This is a genomic window from Mucilaginibacter pocheonensis (assembly GCF_031456535.1).
In the GTDB taxonomy this organism is placed as follows: domain Bacteria; phylum Bacteroidota; class Bacteroidia; order Sphingobacteriales; family Sphingobacteriaceae; genus Mucilaginibacter; species Mucilaginibacter pocheonensis.
The window spans coordinates 708,090-723,280 of record NZ_JAVDUU010000001.1 but is presented as its reverse complement, the minus strand read 5'-3'; the positions used below and the strand labels follow the sequence as shown (position 1 = coordinate 723,280).

Sequence of the window (15,191 nt, the reverse complement as noted above, 5' to 3'; positions counted from 1 at the left end):
TATTAGCTTTAAAATCGCCATTTTTGTTTTTTAAAATAGAAAGTGTTTTTTTTACAATAAGTTAATCATACTTTTAACCCAATTTTTTTTAACAAAACTTAATTTATGATCATAATTGCTGACGGTGGCTCAACTAAAACAAACTGGTGTCTGGTTACCGAAGAAGGTAAAAAAGTGTATTTTAACACTGAGGGTTATAACCCCTATTTTTCTGGTACGGAATATATCATACAATCTTTAAATGAGAGCTTGCCTACCGACCTCGAAAAGGATGAAATAACTGAAGTAAATTACTACGGTGCAGGCTGCTCAACACCTGAAATGCGTAAAATTGTTGAAGAAGCCATGAAGGTGGTTTTCAGCAAAGCAAAAGTGAATATTGGTCATGACTTGCTTGCTGCCGCACGTGCTCTTTTAGGCAACAACGAAGGTTTTGCCGCCATTTTAGGCACTGGTACCAATACCTGTATTTATGATGGTAAAGAAGTTATAAACAACATTGACTCAGGAGCTTATATCCTGGGCGATGAAGGCAGCGGTTGCTATATTGGTAAAAAATTGCTAGTTGATTATTTGCGCGGGTACATGCCCGAGCCTGTACGCAACCTGTTTTGGGAAACATTTAAGCTTACGCCCGATGATATCAACGAACAGGTTTACACCCAGCCCCGCGCAAACCGTTTTTGCGCCAGCTTCAGCAAATTTGTTTATGACAATAACGTACATATTGAATACTCCCGTAACCTGGTGCGCACTTCGTTTGAAGATTTTTTTCGCAACCTGGTAACTCACTATCCTGATTATCAAAAATACAGCTTTAACTGTATAGGTTCAGTAGGTTATAACTTCAGGAACGTGCTTGAAGAAGTAGTTACCGAAAACGGAATGGTGGTTGGTAACATTATCCGCTCGCCTATAGATAACCTGGTAAAATATCACCTTGACCTGGCTCCAAGCTCCTTATAAGATTTTTGGACTAGGACTATCAGATAAAAAAAGCAAGGGCCGGAAATACTTCCGGCCCTTGCTTTTTTATAAACTCTTATTTTTATTCCAATGATCCTTTATCCCATAGTCTAAAGTCTCAAACTCTTATAGTCCCAAATTCCCTATCCAATATTCATTTCGCCCTGGAATATCTTGCCATACTTACGTTTATCAAACTTATATAGTTTGGCAGCACGATATGACACCCCTTTTTGCTTTTCATCAAGTTCCTTTAAAAATCCATAGCTAAGCATTTTTTTTCTGAAGTTCCTTTTATCCAGCTTTTTATTTAATACAGCCTCGTAAAGCGATTGAAGTTGTGTGAGCGTAAATTTTTCGGGCAGCAGCTCAAAAGCTATCGGCTGGTAATGCAGGCGTCTGCGGATCTTGTTAAACCCGGTGTTAAATATTTCGCTGTGGTCAAATGCAAGTTTTGGCAATTCGCTCACCGGATGCCAGAATGCCTTTTTTGCATACTGGGTAACCGGTCTTACTTCCTTTTGCCCGTTTATACGTATCAATGCATAATAGGCCACGGTGATAACCCGGCCTTGCGGGTGCCTGTTCACTTCACCAAAAGTATGGAACTGTTGCATATGCAAATCGCGCAAACCGGTAAGTTCGTACAATATACGCTCAGCGGCATCGTCAATACTTTCATCTTGCTCTACAATGTAGCCAGGCAACGCCAACCAGTCTTTATATGGCTCTTCGTTACGTTCTATAAGCAAAATTTTAAGCTCTCCGGCTTCAAATCCAAAAATTACGCAGTCAATAGAGAATACGGAATCAAACTTGGGTAGCATTACTTCCAAAACTATACAGGGATTTAAGTTTAATTGTTAAATATATGGCCTTAATTCCTAATCCAAAAAAAAATAAATAAAATTTAATGGTGTAATTTACACACAGTATCTTCGTAGCACAAATTTAAGTGACGTAAAGATGCAGAAAATTTCAAAAATAGCGGTTTTAACTTCAGGTGGCGATGCTCCCGGAATGAATCCTTGTATAAGGGCAGTAGTTAGAACAGCGATATATAACGGCCTTAAGGTTGTTGGTGTGCGGCAGGGTTACAAAGGGCTTATTGAGAACGATATGTACGAAATGGACAAACGTTCCGTAAGTAATATACTTAATTTGGGCGGTACTATCTTAAAAACTGCACGTTGCTTACCTTTTAAGGAAGATGAAGGTATGGTCACTGCCTACCAACATTTAAAGGAGCATGGTATTGATGCACTGGTGGTTATTGGAGGCGACGGTACATTTACCGGAGCATTGCGTTTTTCAAAAAAATATCCTGACATTGCTGTTATTGGTGTGCCCGGCACCATTGATAATGACCTTTGCGGATCAACCTATACCCTGGGTTTTGATACGGCCACCAATACTGTAATTGAAGCTATTGATAAGATACGCGACACTGCCGATGCGCATGACCGCTTATTTTTTATTGAAGTAATGGGACGCGACTCAGGAGCTATCGCACTGCGTGCTGGTATTTCATGCGGCGCAGAGGCTATTTTATTGCCCGAAAAACAAACGGCTATTGATGATCTGATCAGGAACCTGAAAGATGGTTCATCTAACAAAAAGTCGTCAAGTATTGTTATTGTTGCCGAGGGCGATAAAAATGGCGGCGTGTATGATGTGGCCAAAGCGGTACAAAAGGAAGTTAAAGACTACGACATTAAAGTAACTATATTAGGCCACTTGCAAAGAGGGGGCAGTCCATCAAGCTTTGATCGTATTTTGGGCAGCAGGCTTGGCTATGCCGCCGTAAATGCGTTAATTGCGGGCGAAACACAAAAAATGGTAGGTTTGCAGGCCAACCACATTTTGCTTACCAGTTTAGAAGAAGCGTTGAACCATCATGAATTTAAACTGGAGGCTGATTTGCTGGAAATGGTTGATATATTATCAATATAGTAAATGATTGCAGTTGTATATAGTGGGTCTTATTTTGCACATTGGCGGCTGGCCGATAAAGGCAGAACTGTGGCTTCCTTTAAAACCAACGGCATTAACCCCTATTTTAACGACGAGAAGCATATATTGCAACTGCTTAATAAAAATATAAACCTGATACACCATGCCGAACAAATAAGGCGCATTTACTTTTTTGGTGCAGGTGCCTCATCTAATGAACGTAAGCAAATTGTGCATAATGCACTGTCTGCGTTTTTTAAATTCGGCAAAGTAACGGTTGAGCATGATATTACTGCGGCTGCAATAGCCTGCTGCAAAAATTCACCTGGTATCATCAGTATTTGCGGCAGCGGCTCAAACGCAGGCTGGTACGATGGTAAAAAGGTATTACCCAATAACTATGGCCTTGGCTACATACTGGCAGATGAGGGCTCGGGCAACTGGCTGGGCAGGCAGTTAATCAAAGGGTTTATGAATGAAACCTTGCCGGCAAACCTCCGTAAAAAGTTTGTTCATAAATATGAAGCCGACCGCAAAACACTGCTTGAAAAAGTTTACCGCCAAAAACAACCTGCCTTGTTTTTAAGTTCATTCACCGAATTTTACCTGGAAAACCGGGAAGACCATCATCTGCAAAACGTCATAAAAAAAGGTTTTAGCAAGCTAATTTCAACATATTTGCTACCTTTATCTAAACAATATCCGGGGGCCTCTATACATTTCGCAGGCACTGTAGCTTCAAACTTTCAGGAACATTTAATTGAAGTTGCCGCCGAGGCTAACCTACAAATTGAAAATATCATAAAAGAACCCATAAATAATTTATTAACCTACTATTCAAATAAAAATTAAAAATCATGAAAATAGGAATTAACGGTTTCGGCCGTATTGGACGTCTGGCATTCAGAGCCGCAATTGAAAGACCCGACATTGAAGTTGTTGGTATTAATGACCTTGTTGAGCCTGATTACATGGCTTACATGTTAAAATACGACTCAACTCACGGACCATTCAAAGGCACTATTGCTGTTGAAGGCGGACATTTGGTTGTAAACGGTAAAACCATACGCGTTACTGCTGAAAAAGATCCTGCTAACCTTAAATGGGGCGAAGTGGGTGCCGAAGTTATTATTGAATCTACCGGCTTATTCCTAACTCAGGAAACTGCTCAAAAACATATTGATGCTGGTGCTAAAAAAGTAGTAATGAGCGCGCCCGCTAAAGATGATACCCCTACTTTTGTAATGGGTGTAAACAATAAAAAATTATCTGCTGAGCATACTATCGTATCAAACGCTTCATGTACTACCAACTGCCTTGCTCCTATCGCTAAGGTATTGAATGATAGCTTTGGTATTGAAGAAGGCTTAATGAGCACTGTACACGCTGTTACAGCCACTCAAAAAACTGTTGATAGCCCATCGGCTAAAGATTGGAGAGGCGGCCGTGGTGCTTACCAAAACATCATCCCTTCATCAACTGGTGCTGCTAAAGCGGTTACTTTGGTTATTCCGGAGCTAAAAGGTAAATTAACCGGTATGTCATTCCGCGTTCCGGTTGCCGACGTATCTGTTGTTGACTTAACTGTACGCCTTAAAAAAGGTGCTACTTATGAGGATATTAAAGCAGCCATGAAAACAGCTTCAGAAGGCGACCTTAAAGGAATCTTAGGTTATACTGAAGATGATGTAGTATCTGAAGATTTTAAAGGTGATGCACGTACATCAATTTTTGATGCTAAAGCAGGTATCGCTTTAAATGATAACTTCGTAAAAGTGGTATCATGGTACGATAACGAATGGGGTTATTCAAACAAACTTATCGACCTGGTTCAGGAAATCGGTAAAGTTTAATTAACCGTAACCAATCTTTAATTTATATCAAAACCCCGGCTTTTGTCGGGGTTTTATTGCTTTTGAGCCGTTGATATTTATGATAAGAACGGCCATTAAGTCTTCTATCTCTTCCACCCTTTGTCCAAAGAACATTACCATGGTGTTTCACCATAATCACTAATGTACTTACCTGTAGGCCCATCCTTATCCAACATTGCATATTCTACAATAGGCGCCGCGCCATCTTCTACCTTTTTCGGTCCCTGGTTATGGTTAAATTCGGTATTGGTATAGCCTGGGTTTACCATGTTTACTTTAACCTGGTCTTTAAGCTCAAAAGCCAAAGCAACCGTGTAAGCATTCAAAGCTGTTTTTGACGGCCCATAAGCCGCTGATTTAAAATGGTAATACTCCCAGTTAGGATCGTTGTGGTAGGTTAACGAACCCAGATCTGAGGTTACGTTTACTATTCTTGGGTTTTCTGCTTTCTTAAGCAGGTCAATAAATATTCGTACCGTGCGTATAACGCCAAAGAAATTTACTTCAAAAACCTGTTTCATGACATCATCACTAACAGTTGTGGGTGTTTGCGGAAAAGTACCCGGAATGCCGGCATTATTGATCAATACATCTAAATGATCAATACGTTTGGCCAGTTCATCATGGGCTTGTTGCACCGATTGTTCGTCAGCAACATCTATCAGCAGTAGCTCAATATCTGTATATCCCTCTGATTGTAGTTGAGCTACAGCTATTTGTCCTCTATCCTGATCCCTGCTTCCTAAAAAAATATAATAGCCCGCTTTTGCCAGCTGGCGAGCGGTTTCCAGACCAATACCTTTATTGGCGCCGGTTATTAAGACTGTTTGTTTATTCATAAAGCAAAGCTCGGGTAATACATTTTAAATGCTACTGCACTTAGCGGGGTATTACTTGTACATTTCCCGGATTTGGGCTCTGAAGCTTACAGGTGTAATACCGGCAATCCGTTTAAAAAAACGGTTAAAGTAGGCAGCATCCTCAAAACCCAACTCATTGGCAATTTGCTTTGCCGACAGATCGGTATGCAGCAGGAGGCGTTTGGCTTCTACAATAAGTCGGTTATGAATATGGGCGATGGCTGTTTTGCCGCTTTGCTGTTTAATAACCTCCGTAAGATGTCCTGGTGTTATATTGAGCTTTTCGGCGTAGGCGGCAACATCATGCTGAGTGGCATAATGCTCGCCAATAAGCGCCTGGAAGCTTTTAAGCAGGCAATAATTTAAGGTAAAGCAGGTTTCACTGAACTGCTCCGTATATAATCTGCTCAGGTATATGACCAGCACCCGCAGCCATGAGCTAAGCATCTGGTTGCGCCAACTGCCATCAGTATTAAATTCGACCAGCATTTTACGCATTACGTCTTCCACAAAACTTACATCCTGCTCTTTAAGTAAGAGTTCATGAGCTCCGGCGGGGTTCTGAATAATGGGAAGCCGCTTTAATGTCTGATTCTCTTCCAATTGCAAAAACTCATCGGTAAAGCAGGTTATAATACCTTCCACCGGCTCTGCATATTCTTTAAGGTGCACTTGTTGGGGTACGGTAAAGTAAAAAGTATCGGGTTTAAGTGTATAAGGCATAAAATCAATCCAATGCCGGTTATTGCCTTTTTTCACCAATACAAACAGGTAATAATCTTTGCGATGAGGTATCAGGAAAGCAGGGTCGAGCACAAACTCCATACTACCCGGAACGGCCTCGCGTACCTCGATCATACTGCTCCCTGTGGTACTGTTTTGCTGTAGGGAGTAGGTTGGTATTGCTGATTTTTCGGGTGCGGTTAAAGTATCCATACACCAAAATAAGAAAATAGTCAATCAAAGCCTGTCATCTGCAGGTAGTATAACAATTGTTAAACCAAACTTTCAAATTCAGGAAGTTTTTAAACTCCACGAATCTTTAAGTTATTATTCTGTTTTTAAACTCTTAACCGGGTTGGTTAAAGCAGCCTTTACGCTTAAAAAAGACACTGTAGCAAATGCAATGACCATCACTATAAAAAACGGCACAATAAAAAGCAACAGGCTAATATCAATCCGAAAAGCATAGGTTTGCAGCCATTTGTTTATAGCATACCAGGCCAGCGGTGCCGATACAATAAATGAAACCAATACCAACACTGCAAAATCCTTATACAGCAAGCCTAATATACTGTTCACTGTGGCGCCTAAAACCTTACGGATACCTATTTCTTTGTTGCGCTGAACAATGGTGTATGACACCAGGCCAAACAGGCCCAGGCAGGCTACAAATATGGCAATACCGGTAAACACGCCAAATACCTGCCCAAAATGCTGGTCGGCCTTGTATTGTTCATTAAAATGCTGATCAAGAAAGAAATAATCAAACTGATCGCCGGGAAAAAACGCGGCCCATGTCTTTTTAAGACCGGCAATGGTTTGAGTGATATTTGCGGAGCTTATTTTGATGGACACGGGCCCTCTTACATCGGGTATACACCTGAAAATAAGCGCGTCATAAGAATCACGCAATGATTGTTGATGAAAATTATCAACCACGCCAACTATAGTATAAACCTGCCCCCAAAAGTCAATTCGTTTCCCAAGCGCTTCTTCCGGCTTGTTAAAACCTATCTGTTCAACGGCTTTCCGGTTAAAAACCACACTGTGCGGTTCGTCGCCAAAATCTTTAGAGAATTTTCTGCCGGCTACCAGCTTCATGTCATACGCCGTCAGATAATCATAGTCAGTACCAATGATACGGTATTGTTTACCCTGACTTTGGTCGGCCGAAGTTAACTTTATACCACCCGCGTTCCAAAATACCGGTTCGCCCGGAATGTTGGTAGATACCGTAACGCTTTTTACCGACGGCTGGGTTAAACATTCCTGTTTGAAGGTACTCATGCTCCGGTAAAATGAATCTACTTTAACCAGTGGTGCTTTAATCACCAGCGTCTGATCAATTTTTATACCCAGCTTTTGGTTTTGCATATACTGCAGCTGCCTGAAAACAGTAAGCGAACCAATGAGCAAAAATATAGATGCGGCGAACTGGAATACCACCATGCCTTTGCGCAAAATTACCCCTCTGGGCGATGCCAGTATTTTTCCCTTCATTACTTCAACAGGCCTGAACGCAGACAGTACTATTGCCGGGTAGAAGCCTGAGAAGAACGAGCCTAACAGGAAGATCCCCAAAACCGCTATCCAGAAAGCTGGTTTAGCAAACAAGGAAAAGCCCATTTGTAAGCCTGATATACTGGCAAAAACCGGTATACAAATAACAATGAGCAACACGGCCACTAAAATGGCCAGGGCGTTAAGCAGCATAGCTTCGAGCATAAACTGGGTAACCAGTTGCGCCTTTGCAGAACCCAGCGTTTTACGTACGCCAACCTCTTTGGCCCGGCCAATACCGCGTGCAGTAGCCAGGTTAATATAATTTATCCAGGCGATGATGATTACAAATATGGCTATGCCCAATAACAAATAAACGGATTTTCCGTCGCCATTAGGCTGAAACTCCAGCATGCGATTGGAGTATAGATGGATGCTTTGAACGGGCTGTAGTGTATAAACGCCTCCTTCGCCGGCGTCTTTATAGGCATCATATACTTTTTTTACGATAGGTACAAATTTGGCTTCTAAAACCTTAGGGTCAACACCTGGTTTCAACAGAAGGTAAGTTGTACAACCATCAGATAACCAGGCATTATCAAGGTTATAATCTTTATTAGGTGGGTTTTCTTTTAACAGGGTACTATACGATTGTAAAAAATCAAATTTGAAATGTGTATTGCCGGGGATATTTTTCATTACACCGGTAATTTTCAATGGTTTATCAGTGTTAATGTACAGGGTTTGCCCAACCGGGTTGATATTATGAAAAAGTGTTTGGGCTACCTGCTCTGATATTACAGCGGTATTTGGCTCTTTTAGTGCTGTTTTAGGATCGCCACTGATCAATGGGAACGAAAAAATGTTAAAAAATGAAGAACTTGCGTAATAATCATCTTTGATCACTATTTTTTGATCTTTATAGGTGGCCAAAGCTTGTCCGGCATTTACAATTTTTACAAAGTCTTCTATATCAGGCAATACCGCCTTAAAAGCGCTGCCCGGCGCAAATGCACCACCTGCCCACTGGGTACTTAACTTACCTTTATTATACCTATCCTGGTTTATCCGGTAAATACGATCCTTTTTAGCATGAAAATTATCAAAACTTAACTCAAAACTAACATATTGCAAAATTAACAGGCATGCAGCCATGCCAATTGCCAGTCCAACTATATTGATGAACGAAAAGGCTTTGCTTTTAGCAAGGTTTCTGAAAGCAACCAGCAGGTAATTTTTAAGCATAACAATCGGTTTATGCCGTTGTATGACTAAGAATGTGCCTAAATTTTAAGGTATTGTTAATCAAATAGTTATATAACAAACACACCAAATAGCTGTTCGGATTCGTTACAATGGCTGTTCGCAAGTGAACGTGCGAAAAGATTTCTATTTTTTTATATCAAACAAATTGAACGCACTACATTAACTCACTATCCTTTTTTTCATGATAGGTTTTATAAGCCAGGTAAAAAAACAGCAATGCCGGCACGGCATTCAGCAAAACGCCCTTAGGGCTCACATCCGGATAAGTTAAAAACACCTGCACTATCAGGGATACTAACAATAATATGCCGATAACGATGTACAGGGAGCGGAATTTAGGATTCATAAGGTATCCAATTAACAATGTAATTAGTAAACTAAACGGTTATATCAGGTTAATAGTTACATTATTAATTGGATTGTTAACCTGTTAACGTTTCAGTTCATATTTTGCCGGTACGTCAGTAAACCTTTTTAATATGGTTGCACCCAACGGCGGTATAGTGATGCTTACCGAGTAACTCTTGCCGTGCCAGGCTTCCGCTTCGGCAGTTATAAGTTCCGTATTAAGGAGGCCGCTGCCCCAGAATTTTTTGGCATCAGAGTTAAATATTTCTTTCCATTTTCCGGCCGCAGGCACGCCTATACGGTAATTATGCCGGGGAACGGGTGTCATATTCAAAATAATAACAAGATCATCCTTCTCATCTAACCCCTTACGACCATAAACCAGTATGGAATCATTGGCGTTACCCCCGTCTATCCATTCAAAACCGCTAAAATCAAAGGCTTTCTCGTACAGGGCCGGTTCATCACGATAAAGGTGGTTCAGTGCTTTTACCGTTTCTGATATACCCTGGTGATTGGCATACTCAAGCACATGCCATTGTAACGACTGGCCAAAGTTCCACTCGTCGCCCTGCCCAAACTCGGCGCCCATAAACAGCAATTTGGTACCCGGGTGCGTAAACATATAGCTATACATTAAACGCAGGTTGGCAAACTGCTGCCACTCATCGCCGGGCATTTTGCGCAGCATAGAGCCCTTACCATATACCACTTCATCATGCGAAAACGGCAGCATAAAATTTTCAGTAAAGGCATATATGGTGCTAAAAGTGATCTCGTTGTGGTGATATTTACGATGGATGGGATCCTCCTTAAAATAACCTAAAGTATCGTGCATCCAACCCATCATCCATTTCATACCAAAACCCAATCCACCCATATAAACCGGGCGACTAACACCTGTAAACGAGGTAGATTCCTCCGCAATGGTTTGTACATCAGGGAAATAGCTATAAACAGCCTCATTAAACTCTTTCAGAAACGATATAGCCTCCAGGTTTTCATTACCGCCGTAAATATTGGCTTCCCATTCTCCAAACTTGCGTGAGTAATCAAGGTATAGCATAGAGGCTACAGCATCAACACGCAGGCCATCAGCATGATAACGATCAAGCCAGAACAGGGCGTTACTGATCAGAAAAGCACGTACTTCATTGCGGCCATAGTTAAATATAAACGACTTCCAATCTGGATGAAAGCCTTTCCGGGCATCGGCATGTTCATACAGGTGTGTGCCGTCAAACTTGTACAAGGCGTGTATATCTCCCGGGAAGTGCGACGGCACCCAATCCAGGATCACCCCTATACCGGCTTCATGAAATTTTTCAATCAGGTACATTAACTGCTGTGGTGTGCCATAACGCGACGCTGCAGCAAAATAACCTGATATCTGATATCCCCAGCTTGGATAAAAAGGGTGCTCCATGATAGGCATAAACTCTACGTGCGTAAAACCCATTTCCTTTACATAGGGCACCATTTTATCGGCCAGTTGGGTATAAGTGAGGAACTCATCCGGGCTTTCCAAACTGCGCGCCCACGAACCTAAATGCACTTCATAAACACTGTATGGCCTGTCAAGTGAATTATGTTCATGACGACTGGCCATCCAGCCGCTATCCTTCCATTCATAATAAGTATCGGCAACGATAGATGCCGTGTGGGGTGGTACTTCCCAGCGCAGCGCAAACGGGTCGCTTTTTTCCAGGTCCTCGCCAGTTGAAGCTTTAATATAATATTTATAGGTTTCGCCAACGCCCACATTCGGAATAAAACCTTCCCAAATACCCGACGAATCCCATCGGCACAATAAACCATGTGAAGCGCGGTTCCAGCCGTTAAAATTACCTATTACTGATACATGCTGCGCATTTGGGGCCCAAACCGAGAAATAAGTACCAACCACACCCTTAAACTCCACCACGTGCGAACCAAACTTCTCATATAACTTATAATGTTTGCCCGATCTGAATAAACTTATATCAAAATCGGTAAACCGGCTATAAGGTTCAACGGCGTTTAGCATTACGTGTGTTTTAACTGCGGATGGCTTTGCTTTGGCTGCTTTTGTAGCAGGCGATGCTGCTCCGGTAACCGGTTCTGCAGCTTTAGCCCGGGTTTTGGCTGCGGCTTTATTTGCCGATGTAGCCTTTTCTTCCGGGCTAACCACTTCTTTATCAGCAGCTTTTACAGCCTTTATCTTCTCTTTTACGGGTTTAGCTTCCGGTAACTGGGTTTCGGTTTTCTTTGTTTGTTTGGCCATGATATATGTTAGGATAACCCAATTTACGGAAATGAGTTTGGTTTATATATAATCAAATATAACAGGATTTGACTGATTTTGATTTGATTTTAAAGATTATACTTCGATCAATTATTTTGTATCATTTACCGGGTGTTTTTAACATTTATTTTTGCAGGTGCTTTATACCCTATACACAACTGAAAAACTTTTTAAACCTTTATTTTAACACTTTTTGGTTTAAAATAAAGTACGTACAGATCAAAAAACGTTCAAAAACTTTTCAAAGCAATCCATTTTAACACTTTTTAATGGATTTTGAACGCCATTTTGAAAACTTAAAAAGCATTACTTTATTGAAACTCAAAACCTAATATTCCAACACTTCATTTTTGGAACAATCGGGTCCTTTAATCAAACAGCCCGGTACTCTCCTTTTTGAGAAAACCGGGCTGTTCTGCATAAATATACAAAATATTTGTGAGACCCCGGCATTGCAGATTTTTTTGGCCCGCCATGCGGAGCAGTGCAATAATTATCCCTACAAAACTTTTATAATTGTTTGTATTGACCAACCGCGCAAAACCGCACACCCGTTGTAACGTTTTCGAACGATACCGGGATATTACAATATGTAAGAATCTCACTATTAATGAATTATCCATTTGGCACAGATTTGAACAATACACAACCATATTTGACATGGGCTTAAAATAAGCTATCCGTTTGATCTTAAAGCGTGTATGACATGGACCATCGCATCCTAAAGCTTGCTGCAAAGAAAATGGCTAAAGGCGCCACCACAGCCGAATTAAACGAGCTGCAGGAATTGCTCAGTAATGATCCCGACGCGGAGGAGATATTGCGTATTATAGCAGAGATGAAATTTATTTCAAGCCCCGTGTATGATTCATCAGCAAACGGTATAAATAAGCAGCATGTAAAAATAATAGAGCGCATCAGCTACAGCCAGGATAGCCAAATCGGCAAACCGTGTCTCAATTACAAAAATGGCAACCTAAATTAAAGTTACTGAACTCTTTAAAAATAGAATCACCATGTTCAAGACCTATTTTAAACTCGCCTACAGGAATATCATCAAGGATAAAGCCTATTCACTGATCAATATATCAGGCCTGGCAATAGGCCTGGCAGCAAGCATCCTGATCTTGCTTTGGGTGCAAAATGAACTAAGCTATGACAAGTTCCATAAAAATGCCGGTCAGATATATCGCATAAACAGTGAATTCGCTGATTCAAAAACCGCGGCAAATTCGGCAGGCATGCCCGCCGGGTTAAAAGCAGAAATGCCGGTCATTAAAAATACCGTTCGGTTAGCCCCGGCTGCTGTCCTGCTTGAAACAGGTAACAGGAAATTTGAAGAAAAACGCGTGTTTTACGCCGACGCGGGTTTTATGGATATATTTTCATTTCCGTTGGTGAAAGGCGACCGCTCTACAGCATTAAAACAGGCAGACTGCGTTTTAATAACGCAGGATATGGCAACAAAATACTTCGGAAACGAAGATCCTATTGGCAAGGTGTTACGAAAAGACAATAAAGAAAATGTGGTAATAACCGGCGTTTTGGCCAATATACCGGCAAATTCAGAGCTGCAATTTGACTTTATCCTACCAATGGCTTCCATAGCAGCAACAAATAACGATTTGAAAAATAATATATGGAACAACTTTAATTTTTACGATTATATTCAGTTAGATAAAAGCTTTGACCTTTCTGCTCCCAATTTATTAAAGCTGGAAAGGCAAATTGACCAGATATTTCAGAAACATAGCCCCGGAACAAAGGCTACGTTTCAATTGCAGCCCTTAACCAAAATTCACCTGGCGCCCGAAAGAGTAGGAGATTTGCCGGGTCACGGGAATGCGCTATACGTAAACATCTTTTTTATTATCGCTATATTGATACTGGTAGTAGCCTGTATCAATTTCATGAACCTGGCTACCGCGCGTTCGGCCCGCAGGGCCAAAGAAATTGGCTTACGCAAAGTAGCGGGAGCTGTACGCGCGCAGCTGGTCCTCCAGTTTTTAAGTGAGTCGGTGTTTATCTCTTTTCTGTCGTTGTTGTTCGCGTTTGTGTTGGTGTATTTATTTTTGCCGGTATTTAATGAACTGGCTAACAGGAAACTCACCATCGATATATCAGACATCAATCTTTGGCTAAGCCTTTTTGGTATTGCCTTGTTAACCGGATTGATCTCCGGCAGCTACCCGGCCTTATTTCTATCCGGCTTTAACCCGGTTAAAGTACTCAAGGGGAATGTAAGATCAATGGGCGGCAATTTGCTGTTTCGCAATACTTTGGTTGTCATTCAGTTTACGGTCTCCATCGTATTGCTGGTAGGCACCCTGGTTATTTACAACCAGCTTAAATTTATCAGAGAACGGAACCCCGGCTTTGAGAAGGCCAATCTGCTGTATATACCGATGACCGGGGATATCTGGAACAAACAGCAGGCTTTAAAAAACGAGTTAAAAGGAAGCCCGCTTACCAGCGATTTTTCTATTATTACTGACCTGCCCACCAACCTGGAGAGCTGGACCTTTAATGTTAAGTGGGATGGTAAAGATCCCCGCTCGCAAACAACCATCCCGGTAATGGGTGTTGACGAGGATTTTATCCATACATTTAGAATGAAGTTAGTGGCAGGCCGGAGTTTTTCAAGCGCATTTAAAGCTGATTCAAATAATTACTTGGTTAACGAAAAAATGCTGACCATTATGGGTTTAAATGCCGCCACTGCTGTAGGTAAAACGTTAAGGCTTTGGGGTAATAAGGGTACTATCATTGGCGTTGTGAAAGATTTTAATTTTAAACCTGTTCAGCAAACCATAGAACCATTGGTTATGCCCTTTAATCAGAAAGGTCGTTTTATAGTGGTCAGAACATTGCCCGGCAAAACCAGTGCAACCATACAAGCGCTGTCAAAAATAAGCCAGGAGCTTAACCCGGCCTACCCCTTCCAGTTTGATTTTATTGATCAGGATCTGGCTCATTTATATAAAGGGGAACAGCAGATGGGCAATATTTTTAACCTGTTTGCTATTTTGGGTATTTTTATATCATGCCTGGGCTTATACGGCCTATCCGCATTTATGGCTGAGCAGCGTACCAAAGAGATTGGTGTGCGTAAAGTATTAGGGGCATCGGTATTAAACCTTGTTTATCTGCTATCCTCCGGTATTACCAGGCTCATCCTGATCGCGATAGTTATTGCCATACCGCTTTCATGGTACGCGGTAAACAGCTGGCTGGCCGGTTTTGCCTATCATATCAATGTTAGCTGGCTGGTATTTTTTACGGTATCCCTGGCAGCTTTGGGCATTGCCTGGCTTACGGTGAGCTATGAATCTGTAAAGGCCGCTATTGTTAATCCTATAAAAAGCTTAAGAACCGAGTAAGCTATTGGAGTAACTCTCACCAATTAAAACAAAACAG

At 41.4% G+C, this 15,191-nt stretch carries 12 protein-coding genes; 6 read left to right on the top strand and 6 right to left on the bottom strand.

The window, feature by feature from the left end; genetic code table 11:
* Window positions 1–105 precede the first annotated feature (105 nt).
* The gene (locus tag J2W55_RS03075; protein WP_310091819.1) at window positions 106–966 is read left to right on the top strand and encodes an N-acetylglucosamine kinase; all 861 of its coding nucleotides are present in this window, start codon (window positions 106–108) and stop codon (window positions 964–966) included.
* 143 nt (window positions 967–1,109) lie between these two features.
* Here the strand turns inward: J2W55_RS03075 and J2W55_RS03070 are convergent, their stop codons facing one another.
* Complete coding sequence (locus J2W55_RS03070; protein ID WP_374726351.1) at window positions 1,110–1,802, bottom strand: NUDIX hydrolase; 693 nt, start codon at window positions 1,800–1,802, stop codon at window positions 1,110–1,112.
* 130 nt (window positions 1,803–1,932) lie between these two features.
* On the opposite strand from J2W55_RS03070, the gene pfkA reads away from it, so the two are divergent.
* From pfkA to gap, 3 genes are read left to right on the top strand one after another with little or no spacing between them, the layout of a single operon-like run.
* Window positions 1,933–2,919, top strand: coding sequence for a 6-phosphofructokinase (gene pfkA, locus J2W55_RS03065; protein ID WP_310091815.1), 987 nt, complete (start codon window positions 1,933–1,935; stop codon window positions 2,917–2,919).
* Between the two features lie 3 nt (window positions 2,920–2,922).
* Complete coding sequence (locus tag J2W55_RS03060; protein WP_310091814.1) at window positions 2,923–3,771, top strand: hypothetical protein; 849 nt, start codon at window positions 2,923–2,925, stop codon at window positions 3,769–3,771.
* Window positions 3,772–3,776: 5 nt separating this feature from the next.
* The gene (gene gap, locus J2W55_RS03055; protein ID WP_310091812.1) at window positions 3,777–4,772 is read left to right on the top strand and encodes a type I glyceraldehyde-3-phosphate dehydrogenase; all 996 of its coding nucleotides are present in this window, start codon (window positions 3,777–3,779) and stop codon (window positions 4,770–4,772) included.
* Between the two features lie 134 nt (window positions 4,773–4,906).
* On the opposite strand, the gene J2W55_RS03050 is transcribed toward gap, so the two are convergent.
* The 5 genes from J2W55_RS03050 to glgB all read right to left on the bottom strand — a co-directional run bounded on the left by J2W55_RS03050 (window position 4,907) and on the right by glgB (window position 11,516).
* Window positions 4,907–5,632, bottom strand: a complete 726-nt coding sequence (locus tag J2W55_RS03050) for an SDR family oxidoreductase (protein WP_310091809.1) — start codon at window positions 5,630–5,632, stop codon at window positions 4,907–4,909.
* Window positions 5,633–5,683: 51 nt separating this feature from the next.
* The gene (locus tag J2W55_RS03045; protein ID WP_310091807.1) at window positions 5,684–6,589 is read right to left on the bottom strand and encodes a helix-turn-helix domain-containing protein; all 906 of its coding nucleotides are present in this window, start codon (window positions 6,587–6,589) and stop codon (window positions 5,684–5,686) included.
* Window positions 6,590–6,703: 114 nt separating this feature from the next.
* On the bottom strand, window positions 6,704–9,121 hold the full coding sequence (locus tag J2W55_RS03040; RefSeq protein WP_310091805.1) for an ABC transporter permease: 2,418 nt from the start codon (window positions 9,119–9,121) through the stop codon (window positions 6,704–6,706).
* Window positions 9,122–9,296: 175 nt separating this feature from the next.
* Entirely contained in the window at window positions 9,297–9,488 is a 192-nt protein-coding gene (locus J2W55_RS03035; RefSeq protein ID WP_310091803.1) for a hypothetical protein, read from the bottom strand.
* A gap of 84 nt (window positions 9,489–9,572) precedes the next feature.
* Entirely contained in the window at window positions 9,573–11,516 is a 1,944-nt protein-coding gene (gene glgB / locus J2W55_RS03030; RefSeq protein WP_310093463.1) for a 1,4-alpha-glucan branching protein GlgB, read from the bottom strand.
* Between the two features lie 964 nt (window positions 11,517–12,480).
* On the opposite strand from glgB, the gene J2W55_RS03025 reads away from it, so the two are divergent.
* Both J2W55_RS03025 and J2W55_RS03020 read left to right on the top strand, forming a co-directional pair.
* Entirely contained in the window at window positions 12,481–12,759 is a 279-nt protein-coding gene (locus J2W55_RS03025; RefSeq protein WP_310091801.1) for a hypothetical protein, read from the top strand.
* A gap of 31 nt (window positions 12,760–12,790) precedes the next feature.
* The gene (locus tag J2W55_RS03020; protein WP_310091799.1) at window positions 12,791–15,154 is read left to right on the top strand and encodes an ABC transporter permease; all 2,364 of its coding nucleotides are present in this window, start codon (window positions 12,791–12,793) and stop codon (window positions 15,152–15,154) included.
* Window positions 15,155–15,191 lie beyond the last annotated feature (37 nt).

What these genes read in the sequence shown, in the direction of transcription:
- J2W55_RS03075 (WP_310091819.1), top strand. Translation starts at nt 106, where the DNA reads ATGATCATAATTGCTGACGGTGGCTCAACTAAAACAAACTGGTGTCTG.
- pfkA (WP_310091815.1), top strand. Translation starts at nt 1,933, where the DNA reads ATGCAGAAAATTTCAAAAATAGCGGTTTTAACTTCAGGTGGCGATGCT.
- J2W55_RS03060 (WP_310091814.1), top strand. Translation starts at nt 2,923, where the DNA reads ATGATTGCAGTTGTATATAGTGGGTCTTATTTTGCACATTGGCGGCTG.
- gap (WP_310091812.1), top strand. Translation starts at nt 3,777, where the DNA reads ATGAAAATAGGAATTAACGGTTTCGGCCGTATTGGACGTCTGGCATTC.
- J2W55_RS03050 (WP_310091809.1), bottom strand. Translation starts at nt 5,632, where the DNA reads ATGAATAAACAAACAGTCTTAATAACCGGCGCCAATAAAGGTATTGGT.
- J2W55_RS03045 (WP_310091807.1), bottom strand. Translation starts at nt 6,589, where the DNA reads ATGGATACTTTAACCGCACCCGAAAAATCAGCAATACCAACCTACTCC.
- J2W55_RS03040 (WP_310091805.1), bottom strand. Translation starts at nt 9,121, where the DNA reads ATGCTTAAAAATTACCTGCTGGTTGCTTTCAGAAACCTTGCTAAAAGC.
- J2W55_RS03035 (WP_310091803.1), bottom strand. Translation starts at nt 9,488, where the DNA reads ATGAATCCTAAATTCCGCTCCCTGTACATCGTTATCGGCATATTATTG.
- glgB (WP_310093463.1), bottom strand. Translation starts at nt 11,516, where the DNA reads ATGCTAAACGCCGTTGAACCTTATAGCCGGTTTACCGATTTTGATATA.
- J2W55_RS03025 (WP_310091801.1), top strand. Translation starts at nt 12,481, where the DNA reads ATGGACCATCGCATCCTAAAGCTTGCTGCAAAGAAAATGGCTAAAGGC.
- J2W55_RS03020 (WP_310091799.1), top strand. Translation starts at nt 12,791, where the DNA reads ATGTTCAAGACCTATTTTAAACTCGCCTACAGGAATATCATCAAGGAT.